This is a genomic window from Pseudomonas sp. SDO5215_S409, from assembly GCF_054071325.1.
In genome coordinates, this window is sequence record NZ_JBSVWN010000030.1 from 27,185 (window position 1) to 46,781 (window position 19,597).

Below are 19,597 nucleotides of genomic sequence, written 5' to 3' on the forward strand. Positions count from 1 at the left end.
AATCTCATGAATAAAGTGCCCTGGTGGCTTTTCCCAACGGTCAAAATCAACCCGACAGTGGCGCCCTCAGGCTGAAGCTCAATCACTTTAAAAACCCAGCCCACACCCAATACCTAAGGCAAGCAGGCCAGCCAAAAAAACAGAATGCCAACCGCCGACCATCGGCCCGGCAAAACAATAAGCGTCAATAATGAGCGAGCCAGGCATGCATCTGGTCACTGAGCAGTCAAACGCTCAAGGGCGTTGCAAACGGCGCAGGCGTCTGCAAATTCCCGGCAAGAGTCGTCCCGGACGCGGGCTGCGGGTTTGCCAGACATGCAGGCCTCCTTAATTGACCTTGACTTGACCGCTGCCATCCAGGCGCGCGGCGAAACTGACCTGACGCTTGAAACCATCGACTTCCAGCAGGCCTTCAATACTGAAGGACAGGCGAAGCTGATCGTGTTCACGCGGCAGGGAAATGACACGCACGTTGCTCAAGCGCGGCTCGTAGGCTTCGATAAAGCGTTCGATGGCCTGGCGGGCCTGACTCAACGAGTCGTGCAGGCTCAGGCGCATGTCATTGAGATCGGGTAGCCCGTAGTCGGACAGCGTTTGCACGCTGCCCGCACGGGTGCTGAGCATCTTGGCCAGATGGGCCGCCACGGACGCCGTGGCGGAAACCTCGCGGCTCCAGCCGACGCGTTTGTCCGCGTCGCCACCCAGGCGTTCGAAAAGGCTGCCGTATCCAGTCATGAGTCGCTCCGCTTACTCTTTGTCCAGCTTGCCAACCAGCGACAGGGTGAAATCGGCACCCATGTACTTGAAGTGCGGGCGCACGTTCAAGCTGACGCGATACCAGCCCGGCTCACCTTCCACATCGCTGACGATGATTTGGGCGGCACGCAGCGGGCGACGGCCACGCACTTCGGCGCTCGGGTTTTCCTGGTCGGCGACGTACTGGCGGATCCACTTGTTGAGTTCCAGTTCCAGGTCGGTACGCTCTTTCCACGAACCGAGTTGCTCGCGCTGCAGCACCTTCAGGTAGTGGGCCAGGCGGTTGACGATCATCATGTAAGGCAGCTGGGTGCCGAGCTTGTAGTTCAGCTCTGCGGCCTTGCCTTCTGCGCTGATGCCGAAGAACTTCGGCTTTTGCACCGAGCTTGCGGAGAAGAACGCCGCGTTATCGGAGCCTTTGCGCATGGTCAGGGAGATGAAGCCTTCCTCGGCCAGTTCGTACTCACGACGATCGGAAACCAGAACCTCGGTCGGGATCTTGGTTTCGATTTCGCCCATGCTTTCGAAATGGTGCAACGGCAGGTCTTCCACCGCGCCACCGCTTTGCGGGCCGATGATGTTCGGGCACCAGCGGAACTTGGCAAAGCTGTCGGTCAGCTTGGTGCCGAACGCGTAGGCGGTGTTGCCCCACAGGTAGTGTTCGTGGCTGTTGGCAACGGTTTCCTTGTACACGAACGACTTGACCGGGTTTTCTTCCGGGTCGTACGGGTTGCGCAGCAGGAAACGCGGTACGGTCAGGCCGATGTAGCGGGAGTCTTCCGACTGGCGGAAGCTCTGCCATTTGGCAAATTGCGGGCCTTCGAAGTGATCTTTCAGGTCCTTGAGGTCCGGCAGGCCGGTGAAGCTTTCCAGGCCGAAGAATTTCGGACCGGCGGCGGCGATGAACGGCGCATGGGACATGCAGGCTACGCTGGACACGTACTGCATCAGCTTCACGTCCGGCGAGCTTGGCGACATGAAGTAGTTGGCGATGATCGCGCCTACCGGCTGACCACCGAACTGGCCGTATTCAGCGGTGTAGATGTGCTTGTACAAGCCCGCCTGCATCACTTCCGGCGAGTCTTCGAAATCGTCCAGCAGGTCTTCTTTGGAGACGTTGAGGATTTCGATCTTGATGTTTTCGCGGAAGTTGGTGCGGTCGACCAGCAACTGCAGGCCACGCCACGAAGACTCCAGGGACTGAAAGTCCGGGTGGTGCAGAATTTCGTCCATCTGGCGGCTGAGCTTGGCATCGATCTCGGCGATCATGCGGTCAACCATGGCCTTCTTGACAGGCTCACCGTCGTTCTGCGGCTTGAGCAGTTCTTCGATGAAGGCCGATACGCCGCGCTTGGCGATGTCATAGGCTTCGTCGTCCGGGGTCAGGCGAGTCTCGGCGATGATGCTGTCGAGAATGCTGTATTCACCGCTCTCGGCGCCTTTTTGCTGTGCTGCACTGGTGCTCATAATGTTGGCTTCCTTGACTGGCTAGGGCTCAAGCGTCTTGGGCGGCGGCGTTCAAGCCCAGCTCACCCAGTACGCGACCGCGGGATTCGTCGTCGGCAAGAACGCCTTCGATGGCTTTGCGGAATGCAGGCGCATTACCCAGCGGGCCCTTGAGGGCTACCAGTGCGTCGCGCAGTTCCATCAGCTTTTTCAGCTCGGGCACTTGCTCGACCAGGCTGGCCGGGTTGAAGTCCTTCATCGAGTTGACGCGCAGTTTCACGGCCAGCTCTTCAGTGTCGCTGTCTTCCTGAAGACGGTTGGGCACGCTCAACGTCAGTTGCAGCTCTTGCTTGGCCAGTACTTCGTCGAACGTCATTTTGTCGATGCTGATCGGCTTGCGATCTTCGACTTTGCGTTCGTCCTTGCGATGGGTGTAGTCACCGATTGCCAACAGCTTGAGTGGCAGTTCAATCTCTTCCTGAGCACCGCCAGTGGCGGGTTTGAAGGTGACGTTGATGCGTTCCTTGGGGGCTACCGAGCCTTCTTTGGCCATGGGTTTTCTCCTTGCGGTTGTGGCCCGGGGGCCTATTCGAGTACCACTTCGAGGTCGAGGTGGCACAGCCTGCGGTAAATCTCTTCTTTGCGTTCACGCACTGCATGGTTCTGCGGTAACAGCTCGCAGCAGCTATGCAGCAGGTGCAGCACTTCCAGCGCAAGATCCGGCTCCCAGGCGTTGAGGCCCGAGTCCTGGAGTGTCTGGTCGAGGGTTTCGAGCTGGGTCTTGGCCAGTTCGTATTTCTTGGCCATGAAACACAGTCGAGCGAGGGCGAACTGCCAGAAAAACCTGACGCGCCCGCCCTGGGCGTTTTGCAAACCTTGCTTGAGGATCTGCACGGCAGCCTTGAGGCCGTCCTTGCGCAAGACCGGCAAGACTTCTTCCAATGCCAGCTCCCAGGCTGGCTGGGTGTCGGCGACCTCCACCTTGCGCGGTGCGCTGGCGGTTTGCAGATGGGGCATGACGTTGCCGCTGATCCACGCCCGGGTTGCAGCGTCGGCGAACGGTGCGCCGTCGTGAAAGCGCAGTTCGATGATGCCGGGCAGGCGCTGAATCAACAGCGCAAAATGGATTTCCACTTCGCGCATCGCCAGCTCCGCGTTCAAGCCTTGCAGGCACTCCCAGACCATGCGCTGGCCGTCGAACCAGAACGGCGCCTTGGCCAGGCTGGCTTCCAGTTCCACCAGCAAATCGGCGTAAGCACCTTGCTCGTAACGGTCCTGGTAAGACTTGAGTTTGTCCGCCGGCAGCCCGCGCAAGGCGGTGATGTGTTCGGCATTGCGCTCGGGGACGGCGTCGATGGGCAGCCACAGCAGCGTGCGGTTGAGGCGCAACGCGCGCAGGTCGGTGGCTTTCTGCTTGAGCCACCAGGCACACAACGGACGCGCACTTTCCTGCTGCGCACGCAACGCTTTGTGGGCTTCTTTTTCGTTGTCGATGGGCGCGCCCGGCGTGAACAGCTGCGTGGCGGCCTGCTTGACCTGCGCAACCGCAGCACTCACCACACCAGGCTCGGGCTGGTTGTCGGCGGCGCGCTGCACCATGCTTTTGAGCCGTCGCGAGATCGGCAGCAACAGCGGCGCATCATCCCCCAAATGCTCGGTGCAGGCGGCGTCCAGCCCTTCAAGGTGTTCGACCAGTCGGCGGAACAGCGGCAACTGCTCCTTGATCGCAACGTTTTCGCTCAGCACCTGCTCAAGACGCGGAACCAACCAACTGATGGCCGCCGAACGTGTGCGGGCTTTAGCCGGATGAACCTCGGCCCAGTGGTGCTCACACAAATGGTGCAAAAGCCCAAGGCCCGCCAGCAGCCCCTGGAACGATTCACGCTGATACAAGGCCCAGGTCAGCCAGGCGCCCACCCGTAAATCCTTGGATTGGGTGCGCAGCAGGCTTTCACTGTTTTCACGAATTTTCAGCCAGTCGATCTGACCGCTTTCATGCATGGATTGGGCTTTGCCCAGCTCGTTTTCCAGCGCCTCGAATTCACTCGAGAAACGAACGTCTTCGCCCGCAAAACTCTCTGTAGAAATAGAAAGTTGCGCGAGTTCTAGATAATGAGCGGAGAGTTTGCTTGAGTAGGACATCCATGGCCTTTGATTTAGAACATCGTTACCGGGCTTAAGCGTTTTTAATAAGCCGGAACAATGAAATAGCTGCGTCGCTGTTCAATCCATGAGATCGCGCCCACTTTTTAGGGCAGGCGAATCGTACTGAGAGTGATGGCATACTGCAAGCAGTGGTGTTAATAAAAAAATGAGTTTCACATAACTAAGCTAGGGGAATCCCTTATAGGCATCAGGGGCAGCCCAAAACGACGACTTAGCATCCAAACAATCAACAAACCGCCCTAAACCATTGATTCAATGGCTGAAACACAGTGCATTGGCACACCTTCACATGCTCCGAATTCTCACAATATCGGCAGAGAAAACCTTCGCATCGGAGGGGTGCAGGCCGCGGATTCTACACTCATCGCCGTCAATACAATAAATACGAAAACTCCCAAAAGATGATAGGACTCTTCCTACGACGAGGCTATTACAACTATAAGTCATGCTTACATTGCGAAAGATGATTTCACATTGCCATCACTTTCAAATGAATGATTTCAATGTGCCACCATTTAATCCAAGTGATATAAGACCCGACCTCAAAACACCGGGGAAAGTGCGCCGTAATCCTTACGCTGCGTAGCATTGACCGACGTGGCTGTTGCAGCCGCACAACCACGCCGACACACCCACGTCGCTCTTACTCCACAGATGCTCGCGCCGAAACGCCCGGTTTGATCTTGAACCAAATGGCGTACAACGCCGGCAGGAACACCAGCGTAAGCATCGTTCCGCCGAGGGTGCCGCCGATCAAGGTGTAGGCGAGCGTTCCCCAGAACACCGACTGGGTCAGCGGAATAAAGGCAAGCACGGCGGCTAACGCAGTCAGCAACACCGGCCGCGTGCGCTGAATGGTGGCCTCGACCAGGGCGTCGTAAGGCGCCAGGCCTTCGTGTACGTTGGTGTGAATCTGGCCGATCAGGATCAATGTGTTGCGCATCAGGATCCCCGCCAGGCCGATCAGGCCAATCAGTGCGTTAAAGCCAAACGGTTGATGAAATATCAATAACGTTGGAACAACGCCCACCAGGCCCAGCGGCGCGGTGGCCAGCACCATCGCCATGGCCGACAGGGAACGCACCTGGAACACGATGACGATCAGGGTGAAAAGCGCCATGATCGGAAACCACGGCGCGAGCGCCGCGTCCGCCTTGGCAGACTCTTCAATGGCACCGGCCATCTCGATTCGATAACCGGCCGGCAACAGCGCAATCACCGGTTGCAGGTCTTTCCATACCGCGACGGAGACGTCGGGCGGCTGCAGCCCCTCGGCAATATCGCCGCGTACGGTGATGGTCGGCTCGCGATCACGTCGACGCAGGATAGGCTCTTCAGGGCGTACCTCAATCTCTGCGACCTGGGACAGCGCGATGCGTCGGCCGTCTTTTGCCACCAGGCTGAAGTCGGCCAGTTTTCCGGCGTCCAGGCGGGTATCCCCCTCGGAACGGGCCACCACCTCGACCTTGCGGACGTCTTCACGGACCTGCGTGGCGCTCACCCCCTTGAGCAAAAACTGCAGTTGCTCGCCCGCCTGCGCCGAGGTCAGCCCAAACGCCTGCAAGCGATCCTGGTTCAGCACCAGGTGCACGGTAGGCACACGCTCCATCCAGTCAGTGTTGACCGTGCGCATGTCCGGATTGGCCAGCATGACGGCGCGAACCTGTTCGGAAATCTGCCTGACCTTATTCACATCCGGCCCCATCACACGGTACGCCACCGGGAAAGGCGAATACGGGCCAAAGACCAATTGGGTCACACGAACCCGGGCTTGCGGCGCCAGACCGTCACTGATCGCTTTTCGCAGATTGAGCTTGAGCGCGTCGCGCTCGCGCTCACCGGCGGTGAGCACGACGATTTTGGCAAACGAGGGGTCCGGGAGCTCCGGCGCCATCGCCAAATAGAAACGGGGGGCGCCCTGGCCGACGTAGGCGGTGACGATTTGGCTCTGCGGTTGGGTGGCCAGCCAGTGCTCGACCAGCGCCGAGGCTGCGTTGGTCTGCTCGATCGACGAGCCTTGCGGCATCTGGATTTCAACCAGCACTTCGGGCCGGTCAGACAACGGGAAAAACTGCTTTTTCACCACGCCCATCCCTATTACGGCCACGCCAAAGCTGGCCACCACCAGCGCCGCTGCCAGCCATTTATGCCTGATCGCCACACCCAACAACCGCCTGAGCCGCTGGTAGCCCGGGGTGCTGTAGATGACCGAGTGCCCGCCTTCGACCGGCTTGATATGGCCGAGCAGCTTCACCCCCAGGTAGGGTGTGAACACCACCGCCACCACCCAGGAGGTGAGAAGCGCAAAGGCGACGATCCAGAAGAGATTACTGGCATATTCACCTGCGGTACTCATGGCGAACCCCACCGGCAAAAAGCCGATCACCGTGACCAACGTGCCGGACAGCATCGGCGCCGCCGTATGGCTCCACGCATACGCGCTGGCACGGAGACGGTCATACCCCTCCTCCATTTTGACCACCATGGTTTCGATCGCGATGATCGCGTCGTCGACCAACAACCCCAGCGCCAGGATCAGCGCCCCAAGGGTGATACGGTCGAATGCGCGCCCCGTGACCAGCATGATCACAAACACCGCCGACAGCGTCAGCGGGACAGCGGCGGCGACGACCAACCCCACCCGCCACCCCAGGCTGACCAGGCAAACGACCATCACCACGGCCAGTGCGACAAAAAACTTCAGCATGAATTCGCCGACTGCTTCGTCGATGTTCACAGACTGGTCGGTGACTTTGGAAAAGGTCATGCCCAAGGGCAAGGTCGAGCTGATCTGCGCGCGTTGCTTATCCAGCGCCTTGCCCAGATCCAGGCCGTTCCAGCCCTCACGCATGACCACACCCAGCAACAACGCCTCCTCCCCATTGCTGCGCACCAAAAAGGAAGCCGGGTCTTCATAACCGCGTGCCACCGTTGCCACATCCGAAAGCTTCAGCGTGCGGCCGTTGGCCTGGATCGGTGTGTTTCTGATTTTATCGAGGCTATTGAGTGCGCCGTCCAGGCGTATCTGCACCTGGGGCCCACGGGTGTTGATCGACCCGGCCGGCGTCACCGCGTTTTGGGCATGCAAGGCACTGAACAGGTCGTTCGGCGAAATACCCAGGGTCGACAGCCGATCGTAGGAAATATCGACATACACCCGTTCTGGCTGCTCACCAATAATGTTGACCTTCTTGACGCCCGGCACGTGAAGCAACTGCTGGCGCAGGGTCTCGGCCTGACGCGTCAATGCGCGCAACGGCTGCCCTTTGGACTTCAAGGCGAACAACGCAAATGTGACGTCGGAATATTCGTCATTGACCAGCGTCTGGGACACGCCCGCCGGGCGATTCTGCTCCTCGTCGTACACTTTCTTGCGGGCCTGATAGAACTCTTCTGCCACCTGACCGGGCGGTGTGCTGTCGAGCAAAATCAAGGTTGTAAAGGCCAGCCCTGGGCGGGTGAATGTCTCGGTCCGGTCATACCAACGCAACTCTTGCAGGCGTTTTTCTAGCGGCTCGGCCACCAGATCTTGCATTTCCTGAGCGGTAGCCCCTGGCCAGGCGGTGACCAGGGTCATTTGCTTGACCGTGAACGCCGGGTCTTCTGCCCGCCCCAGCTTCAGAAATGCCAGCGTCCCTGCGGCAAAAATGGCGATCAGCAAAAATAACGTGATGGCCCGTTCCCGCACGGCCAATTCGGACAGGTTGAACCCTTTCATTGCCGGCCCCCTTCCATGGGTACAGGCCGCACCTTCTGCCCTTCATGGAGCTGATGGGCACCCAGCCCGATCACCTTTTCTCCCGGGTCGATGCCTTCGCTCAAAACGGCGTCTTCGTCATCGATCCGGGACATTTTCACCGCCCGGTAATGCACGCTGTTATCGCTGGCCAACACCCACAGGCCTGGCCCTTCACCACGATCATAAATAGCCGAGAGTGGCACCCTTCGCTCAGAGGCGACGGCCGGATGGGCGATGCTGATGATCACCGTGGAGCCTAACGGCGTATCACGGGCGATCCCGTCCACGACGTACCGCGCCCGGTAGGTCCGTGTCGAAGGGTCCGCCGAGCCGGACAGCTCGCGCAGTTGCGCCGGGAACGACTGCGCCGGTTGAGCGTAAAGCCGTGCCGTTGCGGCAGAACCGAGGGCGGGCCTGAGCGTTTCAGGCAAATCGATCAACGCCTCGCGAGCGCCCTCTTGCGCGAGGGTGACGACGGACTGGCCAGCGCTGACCACCTGCCCGACATCGGCGAAGCGCTCGACCACGGTGCCGTCCGAGTCGGCACGCAGGTCAGCATAACGGTAGGCGTTTTTCGCCAGGTCCAACTGCGCGCGGGCCGCCTCCCAGCGAGCGCGTGTCGAACCTTGCGCTTCTTGCGCCTCATCAAAGGCCCTGGCCGATAGGGCGCCCGCCTCCACCAGGCCCTGCATCCGCCCCAGATCAGCGGTCGCCTTGGCCCACAGCGCATGGGCGGCATCCACGTCCGCTTGCTGACGCTTGACGCTCAGGTCGAAGTCGGCCAGGTCCAGGCGCATCAACGTTTCGCCACGCTTGACGTGCTGGCCGACGTCCACAAATCGCTCGGCGACTTTACCGCCCACCCGGAAACCGAGCGGGCTTTCGACCCGGGCAGCCATTACCCCGGTAAACCGCTGCTGCGAAGAGGTGGAATTGGCGTTAACCACCGCGACACTGGCCAACGGCGGCTGATCGACCCTCGGGTCTGTACTGACAGGATCACGGCACGCCGTCAGGGCGATGCACAGGGCAACAGCAGTCAGGGTAAAGCGCGTACGGTCGTAGATTGACATGAAGGCCTCCTCGGCGAGGAGACATTCTTGTTTACAGATTTAAATTATGTCAACTAACTTGGGCGTTAAGGCGCAAGGCTTCTCAGGATCATACCCGTGACAGCCGTCATACCTGCCTCCAGGTCCGGCAAGCTGCGACTGACCATTGAAGGTGCATGGGTGTAGGGAATCAACGCCTCATGGATACCGGTCACCACCTCATCCAAAGGGGTTTTTCGCTCAAACTCCCCGGTTGCACGCCCGTGCTCGACGATCGATTTAATTAACGTGTCCAGCGCGGCCTTATGCCCTGCCGCGGTGCACCACTGCTCCTCCACCGCCGCCACCACCAGCTCGAACAATTTGTTTTCACTGATAAAAAGCGCGTGGCTCATGAGCAATGCCTGGCGGGTAAATGTCCTTAATTTACGGGTTGCAGAGGACTCTTCAGCGACGAGTCGACGCAGCTCGTTATCCATCTCGGCTAAAACCAGCGCCACCACAGCCTCGCCGATGGCCTGCTTTGACTCAAAGAACCGGTAGATATACGCAGTGGTGATGCCGATGGCCTTGGACAGCTCGGCCACTGTGGTTTTGCGGTATCCAGACAAACGGAACTGCGCGTCGGCGAAACGCAGGATTTCGAGTCGGCGGTCGTGGTCCACAGGGCCGCGTTGCCCGGAGGACGGGAGCTCGATTTCGTCTGGCTGCGGCTGATTCATAGCGGGCGTGACTCCATTGACATAAAGGTTACGATTTTACGATACTGTAAACACTTGTGAGTCGTGAGGACACCGCAGTGAACCAGTACCGGATTAGGCGCAAGCACAGTTTACTCGCGCTCGCCGTTGTAACGGGATTAGCAGGCTGCATGGTCGGCCCGACCTACCAGCAGCCCGACATAAAAACCGAGGCACAGTTTAAAGGAGCGCAAGCCCTTGGCGAGCGGTCAGTGGCCGGTGCGCCAGTCGCACTAGACCATTGGTGGGAAGGTTTCAATGACCCCGCCCTGAACCAGTTGGTCGATACGGCGCTGCGCGAAAACTTGAGCCTGGAACAAGCCCTGGCCCGCAGCGCACAGTCCGCCGCCTTCGCCCGCTATGCAGACGCGCAATTGCTTCCCAGCGGGCAGGCATCGGCCGATGCCAGCCGCGCTCGGCAATCCCTTGAAGATCCTGTTGTGGCCACGGAGCATGCCACGCTGCCCGGGTTCGAACGTACCGGCAACCTTTATGGCGCCGGGGTATCGAGCCTGTGGGAGATCGACCTGTCCGGCGGCTTGAGGCGCAGTGCACAAGCGGCACGTGCCGAGTATGAAGCCGCACAGGCGGATGTTGCGGCCGCACACATTCAGGTCGTAGCCAACGTTACGGACACTTACCTGCTGATCAGGCTCCTGCAATCACGCCTGTCGCTGGCGACGGAACAGGTGTCGACCCAGGCGGATATCGAGCAACGGGTGGGCACGTTGTACATGCGCGGGCTCGCGCCAAATGTGGACCTGCAACAGGCCCGGTCCGAGCTCATCGCAACCCAGGCCACCGTGCCTGCTCTCAAGGCCCGCTTGAGCGCGGCGCGGAACAAACTCGACGTGCTGCTCGGCAGGCAGCCCGGGACCGACGACCCCGAACTGGACGCCATACGCCCCATTCCCACGGCACCTTCGATCGAGGCCGCCGGGGGCAGCGCCGCGTTGCTGCGCCGCCGACCCGACCTGATCGTCGCCGAGCGCCACCTTGCCGCGTCCAATGAGCGGATCGGGCAAGCGCTGGCCGAGTACTACCCCAAGGTATCGCTGTCGGCATTGCTCGGCACGGTCACCTCCCAAGGCGCACACCTGTTTGACAGTGATGCCAACCAGGCCGCCGCCACCCTGGGCCTGCGGTGGCGGCTGTTTGATTTCGGCCGGGTCGACGCCCAGGTGAATGCGTCAAAAGGTGCCTATTCAGAGCAACTGGCGATCTATCGACACAGCGTCCTGCAAGCCACCGCCGAGGTGGAAGACTCGATTGCCTCACTGATCGCCAGTGAATCAAGCGCAAGGCTGCTACAGGCGGCCGAGAACGCCCGCTCAAGCGCGCGTGATGCCACCCTGCAAAGCTACAAGCGCGGCAACAGCAGCCTCATCGACGCGCTGTTGACACAGTCCACACTCCAGCTCGCCCAGGCACGCCGGTTAAATGCCACTTATGCATCAGCATCTTCAGCGGTGGCGCTTTACAAGGCGCTGGGCGGTGGGTGGAGCGCGCCGCCTACGCCAACCCCATGACGCTTATACCCGGACCAACTCAAACCTGAGGGTGCCTGCATGACCGCCTCTAACACCGCCCAATCCCAAGCCTCACCTCTTTTAGAAGGCGCGATCCTCTCGCCCATCATTAAATTGGCCATGCCCACCGTGGCGGTCATGCTGATTCAAGTGCTGATCGCGATTGCCGAATTCTATTTTATCGCCCAGCTGGGAACGTCTGCCGTGGCGGGCGCGACGCTGGTTGTGCCGTTCCAGTTACTGATGTCGACCATGTCGGCCGGTGGCATCGGCAACGGCATATCGTCCAAGTTGGCGAGAGCCATGGGCGCCAACGATCCGACTATTTTTCGCAGCGTGATGCATCAGTGCTTCACCTTGGGCATCGGGTTTGGCGTGCTTTTCTACGCCGCGCTCACCTTTGGCGGACCTCACTTTTATGCCTTGCTGGGCGGCACCGGGAGTGTGCTCGACGCGGCGATTGCCTTTTCCAGCTCGCTGGCTTTTTGCGCTTTCCCTCTCTGGATCACTAACCTGCTGGCTTCGCTGTACCGCGGTACGGGGCGGCCTGGCCTGCCCGGCATCGTCACAAGCGTGAGTGCGTTGATTCTTATCCCGGCCTTTCCCTGCTTTATCTTTGGCTACGGCCCCATTCCCGCCCAGGGCGTCGCAGGCGTCGGCTGGGCGCTGACAACCTATTACAGCCTGGCAGCACTGACGCTGGCGCTTTTCGCCAGGCAAACCGGTGACGATAAACCCGCCACCAACCGCCAGCATTACCTTCAAACACTGGCCGATATTTTGAAAGTGGGCCTGCCCAGCTGCCTGAACACCGTACAAAGCAGCGTGTTAAATATCGCCCTTTCTGCCTTTGCGACCCGGCTGGGCGTCGACGCCCTCGCCGCCTTTGGCATCGCCTCTCGCCTGGAGACAGCCGCCATCCCGCTGTTGTTTGGGTTCGCGACGTCAGTGCTGACCATGACAGGCGCCAACTACGGCGCTGCAAACTTTTTGAGGGCCCGAAAAGTTGCGCGCTATGGATGCGCCATAACGCTCGCCCTCATCACTGTGCCTGCTACCGTCATCACCCTCTGGCCCTCTTGCTGGCTGGAGATTTTCACCTCGCAGCCCGGCATCCTCCTTGAGGGCACGCACTTTCTTCGCATCGCTGGCGCCGCTTACCCGCTGTTCACGCTGGCATTTGTGCTGAGCTTCGCGATGCAGGGCACCGGCCATTCCTTGCTTCCCAGCATCGGTGTAACCGCCCGCCTGACGGTGACTATCGCCAGCTGCTGGTGGCTAACCCACCATCTGGACACGGGCATTGAAGGCATCGCGCTGGCGTTTTTTCTAGGGTCATTCACCCAGGCGGCCATCTGCCTGTCTGGTATGCGCTCCACTAAAATATGGCGGCATCGACAGGGTACAAACCCTGCAATTTAGGCGACCTGGAGCCGTGTCAGACACCGCTAAACCCCGCCTTGCGAGCGGGGGGGGGACGCGAGCTGCTTTATCGGCACGCATGTGCCGACGTGCCTTTGAGCGGAAAAATAGTTTATGAATTTATATTTGTGTAAACACAAAAACACCTGAAAAACCCCATAAAACCCGACAAAAACAAAAATCCATATACACATACACAAAACTGAATACACACAAAGGTATTGACAGTCTGCGTTTCGGCCATCATTCTTCGCCCAAAGATGCAGTATGACAATACTGCTTAAAAAGCCCACCCACCGCTTCCGGAGACATGCATGAAAACGTATCTGGTATCAGGCGCCACCGGCGCTACCGGCACCCCCACCGTCAAATACCTGCTTGAAACAGGCCATCGCGTTAACGCCTTTGTCCATCGCGAAGACGAACGCTCGGAAAAATTGAAGGCCCTTGGCGCCAACATCTTCGTGGGTGACTTGCTGAAACTGAAAGAAGTGCGCCCCGCGATGAAGGGCGTAGACGGCGCGTACTTCGTTTATCCGATAGGCAATGGCCTGGTCGAAGCGGCGGCTGTCTTTGCCCAGGCGGCGAAAGAGGCAGGCGTCAAGATCATCGCAAACATGTCACACAAACAATCGCGGCCCGATGCGCGCAGCCAGACCACACTCAATCACTGGCTGTCAGAACAAGTGTTCAACTGGTCCGGCGTGCCGAGCACCCACCTGCGCATCACCTTCTTCGCCCAGTGGATGCTCTACATCGCTCCGCTGATTCGCCAAGGCCTCTACCTGACGCCATTTGACGCAGACAGCCGTTTTGCCCCGATGGCCACCCGCGATATCGCAAAAATCATCGCTGGCGTGCTGACCAATCCCGAAGCGCACGCCAACCAGGCCTACGTATTGAACGGCCCGATCGAGTACAGCCACAAAGAACTGGCGAGCGTCATCGGCGAAACGCTCGGTAAAGAGGTGCGCTTTGAACAAGCGACACCGGAAGAGTTCGTCAAAATCATGGGCCTCGAATCCGACCCGAGTTACCTGACGCACTTTTCGGCGGTAAAAATCGACCAGCAGGAAGGACGCCTCGAAGGCCTGGACACCATCGGCACCACCATCATCGGCGGGCCTCTGCAAACTCCCGCGGAGTTTGTTGCCGAGCATCGTGAGCTGTTGATCTGATACGCAAGTAAGCTATCGGGCTGGAATGCCTTGCCGCTATTTCAGCCCGGTGCACCATGGGAGCTTGCGGTAGTCGATACCAGCCACCGTGAACACATCGCCGTCGCAAGTACGAGCGTGCTCATATTTTTTAAGTCGAGTAAGTTTTAAAAAAAAAACCCTGCAAACGAAAGCAACCCCAAGCCCGCCAGCCCTCACCTATTCTCTCGCAGAATAAGCATTATTCCCGCCTGCACGCTGCCAAAGACGAGCAATGCCGTTTATGTTTGTGCTTTGAGTGCTGAACAATAAATCTGCGCTGAAACAAAGCAAACGCCATGCGCACAACCCTCCTCGATAAAGCCTTGTACAACATCGCACAGACCACTGCGCTTAAAAACTGACTTTCACCTTTATAAAAAACAGATTTTTCAACGTTTACAAAAGCCCTTTCAGCAAGTTGATTCATGCCGGGGTTGGGTAGTCCGACGAGAGCCTTCTAAATATTTCAAGCTGCCCCCAAGGGTGAAGCAACTAACCAGGCGGATTAAGAATGGACCGTTTAGGCGCGATGCAGATGCTGGTCCGAATTATTGAAACCGGCTCATTCTCGGCGGCATCACGGCAATTGAAGATTGGCCAACCTTCAGTCTCAAAGGCCATTGCGCAACTAGAGAACCACTTGGGCGTGCGATTGCTTTTGCGAACCACGCAAGGCCTGACACCCACTGAGGCGGGGCAGGCTTTTTACGAACGCGCCAAACGCGCGATCGCCGAGGTAGAAGAAGCCGAGGCGGCAGCGCGGGGAGCCAGTGCCGGCCTGGTGGGGAAATTGCGCGTGAGCATGACCATCACATTTGCGCGGCTGCACGTCATTCCACGCTTGTCCTCGTTTCTGGAACACAACCCCGGAATCGAGATTGATCTCGTCATGGCCGACGACAATATCGCTCTCGTTGAAGAGGGCGTCGACCTTGCCATTCGGATGGGCACACTGGTGAGCTCAACATTTACAGGCCGCCGAATTGGGCAGTCCCGCCGATTAGTCATGGCAACTCCCGACTACGTTTCTCGGCACGGCTCGCCCGAAAAGCCAAGCGACTTGGCCCACCATCAAGTTTATGTAATCGACAACGGTAGCGAGCCTGCAACCTCCCGCTTCAAGCGCGCTGGCGAAGAAATGGCTGTTTCGGTGGGTGCGCGTGTGCGACTCAATACCGGCGAGGGTGTACGCTCGGCCGTTCTGGCGGGGTTAGGCGTCGGGATTGGTTCCGAGTGGCTCTTCTTGCCGGAAATGCGCTCCGAACAACTGGTTCAACTCGTCGGCGATTGGAGCCTGGCGCCCATGGATATCTGGGCGGTTTTTGCAAACGGGCGCAGCGCCAACGCCAAGGCTCGAGCATTCGCGGATTTTATTGAAGAGATCCTGAAAGAGATCTAGCCATCTCGCTCTTCTGTTCCAGGCGCCGGCGTTTTGCACCGGCCCCATCCCCCCCTCCTTGCCTTCAATCAAGGCGTCACGACAAACCTGATTGAGGCGAGGCACAAAGGAGTTCGGCAACATGAAACCACTGCTGTTTACCCCTCTTCATCTCGGACGCATGGACCTCCCCTCACGCGTTGTCATGGCGCCTCTGACGCGCGCACGAAGTGCGCAACCCGGGGACATTCCCACAGAGATGAATGCCCGATACTACGCCCAACGCTCGTCGGCAGCGCTGATCATCTCCGAAGCGTCCTACATATCAAGGCAAGGAAAAGGCTACGACGGCACCCCGGGCTGCTTCACCAGCGAACAACTGGCTGGCTGGAAGAAGGTGGTTGAGGCGGTTCACGCTGAGGGCGGGAGGATATTCCTTCAGATCTGGCATGTCGGTCGAATGTCACATTCTGATTTTCACGACGGCGCCGCGCCCGTTGCGCCCTCCGCGTTGCCCGTTGACGAGAAGATCTGGAAAGTAGACCCGGTGACGGGCGTCGGTGGACTCGTCCCGGTACAGCCGTCGCGCGCTATGACGCACGAGGAAATCAAACAAACCGTGCAGGACTTTCGCCAAGCGGCCCGCAACGCAATCGAGACAGGATTTGACGGTGTCGAAATTCATGGTGCCAACGGGTACCTGGTCGACCAATTCATGCGTACGACGTCGAACGTTCGGACAGATGAATACGGCGGTTCACGCACGAATCGACTGCGCTTTGTGCGCGAGGTACTCACCGCCGTGGTTGAGGAAATCGGTGCCGATCGTACGGGCATCCGCCTTGCGCCATTTCTCACGTTTCGAGGAATGGGTTGCCCCGATATTTTGCCGACGATTGCTGAAGCGGCAAGCTTTGCAAATGACATCGGCTTGGCATATTTGCATATGGTAGAGGCCGACTTCGACCATGCCCCTGAATTCACTGAAGACTTCCGCCAGGAAATACGAGCACGCTTCAACGGGCGGATCATCATGGCCGGGCTGTACGATCGAAAGAAGGCCGACTGGGTACTCGAAAAGGGGTATGCCGACCTCGTCGCCTTCGGCAGGCCCTTTATTGCCAACCCCGACCTTGCCCACCGGCTTGAGCATGATCTGGCACTTAATACGGGTGACCCTGCCACCTTCTTCGGCGGCGCAGAGCAAGGGTATACGGACTACCCGCCTGCCGCTCCCTCAAAACACTCGGGCACCGAACGGGTGAGCGTAACACCCAAAAACCCTATTCCCCACTTGAATAACGTTTAGTCCGCAAGCCCGGCTACCCCCTCTTCCGTCGGCCTAATAACCTGCTGTTCATCGCCAACCAATCTGGTCGTCGTTTAACAGCAGTAAGGAGAAAGTCGTGGCAAAAACCTCAAGTGGCATCACGCTCTTCAGCGATAAAATTTCCGGCAGTACGCGCCGAGTTACAACGGTCCTGGACCATCTGGAAATTGACTATCAGTTCAAGCATTTGGACATTTTCAAGGGCGAGCAGATGGAGCCCTGGTTCCTTGAAATGAACCCGAACCACTTCGTGCCCGTCATGAAAGATGGGGACGTCACGCTCTGGGACGCCGCCACCATCAACATCTACATCAGTGACACTTACGACAGTTCACTGCTCGCCAAAAGCGGACCTGAGCGTTACGAGACGATCAAATGGATGTTCTGGGCGGCAGAGCATTTGCGGCCCAACGTCGTTACGTTCTTTATGGAGAACTTTGCCAAACGCTGGCAGAAACAAGAGCCGGACCAGGAGGCGCTGACACGCGCTCACAAGCAAATAGCCCCCTGGCTGGAAATTCTCGACAACCACTTGTCCACTCGCCAATGGATCGTCGGCGATCACCTGACGCTTGCGGACCTCGACGTAGCGGGCCCGTTCAGTCAAATGCTGCGCACCAAGGCCCCCTACTACGACTATCCGAACGTAAAGAAATGGCATGAACGAATGCTCGCCGAAGTGCCAGCCTGGCGCAAAACCCGCGATGAGCTCGAAGTTCGGGTGACGGAACTGAACAAGGATTTCGGGAGCACACTGGAAGTTCTCAGCGCCTGAACTGTTTGAGCAATCGCAGTGCTTCAGCGACGCGACCTTCAAAAATACTTTGTGGGTCGCGTACTTTTTCAAACGTATTATTGAACCCGCTCTACGCGAACTGAAATCACCCCGGCATTTTTAACCCCCCTCTCCACTGCTTGACGCGTTTCAAACTTTTCCGGTAACTGTCGCGCCTCTTCGCAAGCAAAAGCGGCCAGATTGCCCCCCGTGCTGGATAACGTGGACACGCAGCATTCGCCCCTGCCCAATTAGCAAACCGCCGCAGTTGCGCTTCATATAACGCAGCTTGACGATGGCGCACCGCGCCTCCTTAAATTTTTTATCATCAAGGAACCCATCGTCCCCCCCACCCACTCACTCACTGACATAAGCCCCCTGACAAGCGCTGGTTGCCAGACCCGCCTTGACGAATCGCTGCGCAAATATCGGGCGCCTTTTCTTCACGTCTACCAGAGATAGTTACGGAGTTCTGTAATGCTGGAAAGAATTCATTCATCCCGCAACGACGCGTTTATTAGCGAGTCGTTATCGCTGAAAAATAATTCGGAGCACCAGGATAGTTTTTTGCACGGGAAATTTTCCAGTTCACGTTCCGCCTTTCAACCCCAGCTGAAACCCATACCCGAATGGGACGAACTCAAAGAAGTCAGCTTGGCTAACGGATTCACCAACGGCGTATCAATCGATCGGCGCACAAAACTTAAAAGTGCGATCGAGAAAGTCATTTCCCTTACGCCGAACGCGAAAAAGGGAGAAGTGGGTTTGATTGAACACACTCAACTGGAAGCGTTGGATCTTGGAAAACACAGAATCTACTCGATGTTGAATATCGCCCACGTCGACTGGAAAAAAACGGGGCAGCAGCAAGCCAGCTTTTTTGAATGGCTGGACAAAAATCCAGACCATAAAATCCCCATTTTTGATCCTGAAAAAACCGTTGAAGAATGGAAAAAACATGGCCAGCCTGGCGATGCCGGCCCCCATGTATGGGCAAGGGAAAATGTGGATACGTCTGCGGCCGCCATCGTTCGTTTCCAGAGCGTAAAGGAAATAGAGCAGACTAAATTCCTTTCCGCAAATGAGATTAACCAGTACCAGGCAACGGTAAAAAACGGTGTATGGCACCGTACCGACGAACAAGCGACGCGAGTTGATACACTGGCCTCCCCTGGAAAAACCAATCACGCCGAATATTACCCACAACATGGCGTATTCGTCATGCACCGTAACGGCGACATGTATGTCCATGATTACGAAAGAAACAAAATGCACCACCCGATGACGACAGGCGGCGTTCCCGTTCTGGCGTCCGGCATTATCAAAATCGAGAACGGCGTGGCGACATCATTTGCCCTGATCTCGGGTCACTACCGTTGCGGATTGGTAGAACTCGACAGGGTATTGAAAAGAATGAAAGACGACAACGTGAACCTGCAGGACATGGACATTGCAGCGCCCGCTATTAAAGATACCGTCGCTCTTCAACAGCTACTGAAAAAATATCGACACGCCTGATTAAACTCAACAACTGTAGGGGTAGCGTAAAACAGATGAGCCTGCATCGTGGAAAAATTGCGTTAATCATCTCCGATCTTGGAAAGAGGATTGGAATGAATCTGCATTGGAACGACAACATTATAATCATCACCGATCATGAACATCGGGAGTGGCGGCTGGACACTGGAATGACGACGGAGTTTCTTGCGATCTCTGTACCGGTATTAAAGACCCTTCCGGAAAACGAGGACATGAGGGCGTGGATGAACCTCAACCTTGAATTTGAAAAAATGAAGGGCAGTTGGGTTGCGTTTGATACCAAGGAGGGTTCATTGCAACTGTGCTCCTCGCTGGACTTGTCGGTCATCACGATCCAATGGCTGGAGGCGGTGATGACCCACATGCTGAAGCTGAGCGGTGAGCTGGTGTCAATGTTTGACGACTATAAAAAACAACAGCTTGCAAAACCTGATCTGTCAAAAAATGCCAGGCACAGGACGTTTCAACGCACGCTGTAAATTTACGCGGCGCCCTGAACTGAGGCATACCGCCCACCTTCATAAGA

15 protein-coding genes are annotated in these 19,597 nt (G+C 57.8%); 8 read left to right on the forward strand and 7 right to left on the reverse strand.

Going from position 1 to position 19,597, the window contains the following annotated elements; translation table 11 throughout:
* Positions 1–327: 327 nt before the first annotated feature.
* The 7 genes from tssE to ACW9H9_RS16595 all read right to left on the reverse strand — a co-directional run bounded on the left by tssE (position 328) and on the right by ACW9H9_RS16595 (position 9,881).
* Positions 328–735, reverse strand: a complete 408-nt coding sequence (gene tssE / locus ACW9H9_RS16565; protein WP_457341904.1) for a type VI secretion system baseplate subunit TssE — start codon at positions 733–735, stop codon at positions 328–330.
* 12 nt (positions 736–747) lie between these two features.
* Positions 748–2,223: a type VI secretion system contractile sheath large subunit gene (gene tssC / locus ACW9H9_RS16570; RefSeq protein ID WP_457341905.1), complete on the reverse strand. Its 1,476-nt coding sequence runs from the start codon at positions 2,221–2,223 to the stop codon at positions 748–750.
* A 28-nt stretch (positions 2,224–2,251) separates the two neighbouring features.
* Positions 2,252–2,755 (reverse strand): type VI secretion system contractile sheath small subunit, encoded by a 504-nt coding sequence (gene tssB, locus ACW9H9_RS16575; protein ID WP_457341906.1) that lies wholly within the window; start codon positions 2,753–2,755, stop codon positions 2,252–2,254.
* 32 nt (positions 2,756–2,787) lie between these two features.
* A complete protein-coding gene (gene tssA / locus ACW9H9_RS16580; protein ID WP_457341907.1) occupies positions 2,788–4,344 on the reverse strand; it encodes a type VI secretion system protein TssA in 1,557 nt (518 codons plus the stop codon).
* Positions 4,345–5,011: 667 nt separating this feature from the next.
* Positions 5,012–8,086, reverse strand: a complete 3,075-nt coding sequence (locus tag ACW9H9_RS16585; protein ID WP_457341908.1) for an efflux RND transporter permease subunit — start codon at positions 8,084–8,086, stop codon at positions 5,012–5,014.
* Positions 8,083–9,180, reverse strand: a complete 1,098-nt coding sequence (locus ACW9H9_RS16590; RefSeq protein WP_457341909.1) for an efflux RND transporter periplasmic adaptor subunit — start codon at positions 9,178–9,180, stop codon at positions 8,083–8,085. The genes ACW9H9_RS16585 and ACW9H9_RS16590 overlap by 4 nt, the downstream gene beginning before the upstream one ends.
* 65 nt (positions 9,181–9,245) lie before the next feature.
* Positions 9,246–9,881 carry a TetR/AcrR family transcriptional regulator gene (locus tag ACW9H9_RS16595; RefSeq protein ID WP_457341910.1) on the reverse strand — a complete coding sequence of 212 codons (636 nt, stop codon included), beginning with the start codon at positions 9,879–9,881 and terminating at the stop codon, positions 9,246–9,248.
* Positions 9,882–10,030: 149 nt separating this feature from the next.
* Here ACW9H9_RS16595 and ACW9H9_RS16600 point away from each other — a divergent pair, with 149 nt between their 5' ends.
* The 8 genes from ACW9H9_RS16600 to ACW9H9_RS16635 all read left to right on the forward strand — a co-directional run bounded on the left by ACW9H9_RS16600 (position 10,031) and on the right by ACW9H9_RS16635 (position 19,550).
* On the forward strand, positions 10,031–11,428 hold the full coding sequence (locus tag ACW9H9_RS16600; protein WP_457342017.1) for an efflux transporter outer membrane subunit: 1,398 nt from the start codon (positions 10,031–10,033) through the stop codon (positions 11,426–11,428).
* 39 nt (positions 11,429–11,467) lie between these two features.
* The gene (locus ACW9H9_RS16605) at positions 11,468–12,850 is read left to right on the forward strand and encodes an MATE family efflux transporter (protein WP_457341911.1); all 1,383 of its coding nucleotides are present in this window, start codon (positions 11,468–11,470) and stop codon (positions 12,848–12,850) included.
* Between the two features lie 314 nt (positions 12,851–13,164).
* Complete coding sequence (locus ACW9H9_RS16610; protein WP_457341912.1) at positions 13,165–14,028, forward strand: NmrA family NAD(P)-binding protein; 864 nt, start codon at positions 13,165–13,167, stop codon at positions 14,026–14,028.
* A gap of 532 nt (positions 14,029–14,560) precedes the next feature.
* Complete coding sequence (locus ACW9H9_RS16615; RefSeq protein WP_457341913.1) at positions 14,561–15,448, forward strand: LysR family transcriptional regulator; 888 nt, start codon at positions 14,561–14,563, stop codon at positions 15,446–15,448.
* 121 nt (positions 15,449–15,569) lie between these two features.
* Complete coding sequence (locus tag ACW9H9_RS16620; protein WP_457341914.1) at positions 15,570–16,736, forward strand: alkene reductase; 1,167 nt, start codon at positions 15,570–15,572, stop codon at positions 16,734–16,736.
* Positions 16,737–16,833: 97 nt separating this feature from the next.
* Positions 16,834–17,532, forward strand: a complete 699-nt coding sequence (locus ACW9H9_RS16625) for a glutathione S-transferase family protein (protein ID WP_457341915.1) — start codon at positions 16,834–16,836, stop codon at positions 17,530–17,532.
* Positions 17,533–18,009: 477 nt separating this feature from the next.
* Positions 18,010–19,050: a hypothetical protein gene (locus ACW9H9_RS16630; RefSeq protein ID WP_457341916.1), complete on the forward strand. Its 1,041-nt coding sequence runs from the start codon at positions 18,010–18,012 to the stop codon at positions 19,048–19,050.
* Positions 19,051–19,085: 35 nt separating this feature from the next.
* Positions 19,086–19,550, forward strand: coding sequence for a type III secretion system chaperone (locus tag ACW9H9_RS16635; protein ID WP_457341917.1), 465 nt, complete (start codon positions 19,086–19,088; stop codon positions 19,548–19,550).
* The last annotated feature ends 47 nt before the right edge of the window (positions 19,551–19,597 follow it).

Bases quoted from the DNA above. Each gene is read 5' to 3' on its own strand.
- tssE (WP_457341904.1), bottom strand. From the start codon at position 735: ATGACTGGATACGGCAGCCTTTTCGAACGCCTGGGTGGCGACGCGGAC.
- tssC (WP_457341905.1), bottom strand. From the start codon at position 2,223: ATGAGCACCAGTGCAGCACAGCAAAAAGGCGCCGAGAGCGGTGAATAC.
- tssB (WP_457341906.1), bottom strand. From the start codon at position 2,755: ATGGCCAAAGAAGGCTCGGTAGCCCCCAAGGAACGCATCAACGTCACC.
- tssA (WP_457341907.1), bottom strand. From the start codon at position 4,344: ATGTCCTACTCAAGCAAACTCTCCGCTCATTATCTAGAACTCGCGCAA.
- ACW9H9_RS16585 (WP_457341908.1), bottom strand. From the start codon at position 8,086: ATGAAAGGGTTCAACCTGTCCGAATTGGCCGTGCGGGAACGGGCCATC.
- ACW9H9_RS16590 (WP_457341909.1), bottom strand. From the start codon at position 9,180: ATGTCAATCTACGACCGTACGCGCTTTACCCTGACTGCTGTTGCCCTG.
- ACW9H9_RS16595 (WP_457341910.1), bottom strand. From the start codon at position 9,881: ATGAATCAGCCGCAGCCAGACGAAATCGAGCTCCCGTCCTCCGGGCAA.
- ACW9H9_RS16600 (WP_457342017.1), top strand. From the start codon at position 10,031: ATGGTCGGCCCGACCTACCAGCAGCCCGACATAAAAACCGAGGCACAG.
- ACW9H9_RS16605 (WP_457341911.1), top strand. From the start codon at position 11,468: ATGACCGCCTCTAACACCGCCCAATCCCAAGCCTCACCTCTTTTAGAA.
- ACW9H9_RS16610 (WP_457341912.1), top strand. From the start codon at position 13,165: ATGAAAACGTATCTGGTATCAGGCGCCACCGGCGCTACCGGCACCCCC.
- ACW9H9_RS16615 (WP_457341913.1), top strand. From the start codon at position 14,561: ATGGACCGTTTAGGCGCGATGCAGATGCTGGTCCGAATTATTGAAACC.
- ACW9H9_RS16620 (WP_457341914.1), top strand. From the start codon at position 15,570: ATGAAACCACTGCTGTTTACCCCTCTTCATCTCGGACGCATGGACCTC.
- ACW9H9_RS16630 (WP_457341916.1), top strand. From the start codon at position 18,010: ATGCTGGAAAGAATTCATTCATCCCGCAACGACGCGTTTATTAGCGAG.
- ACW9H9_RS16635 (WP_457341917.1), top strand. From the start codon at position 19,086: ATGAGCCTGCATCGTGGAAAAATTGCGTTAATCATCTCCGATCTTGGA.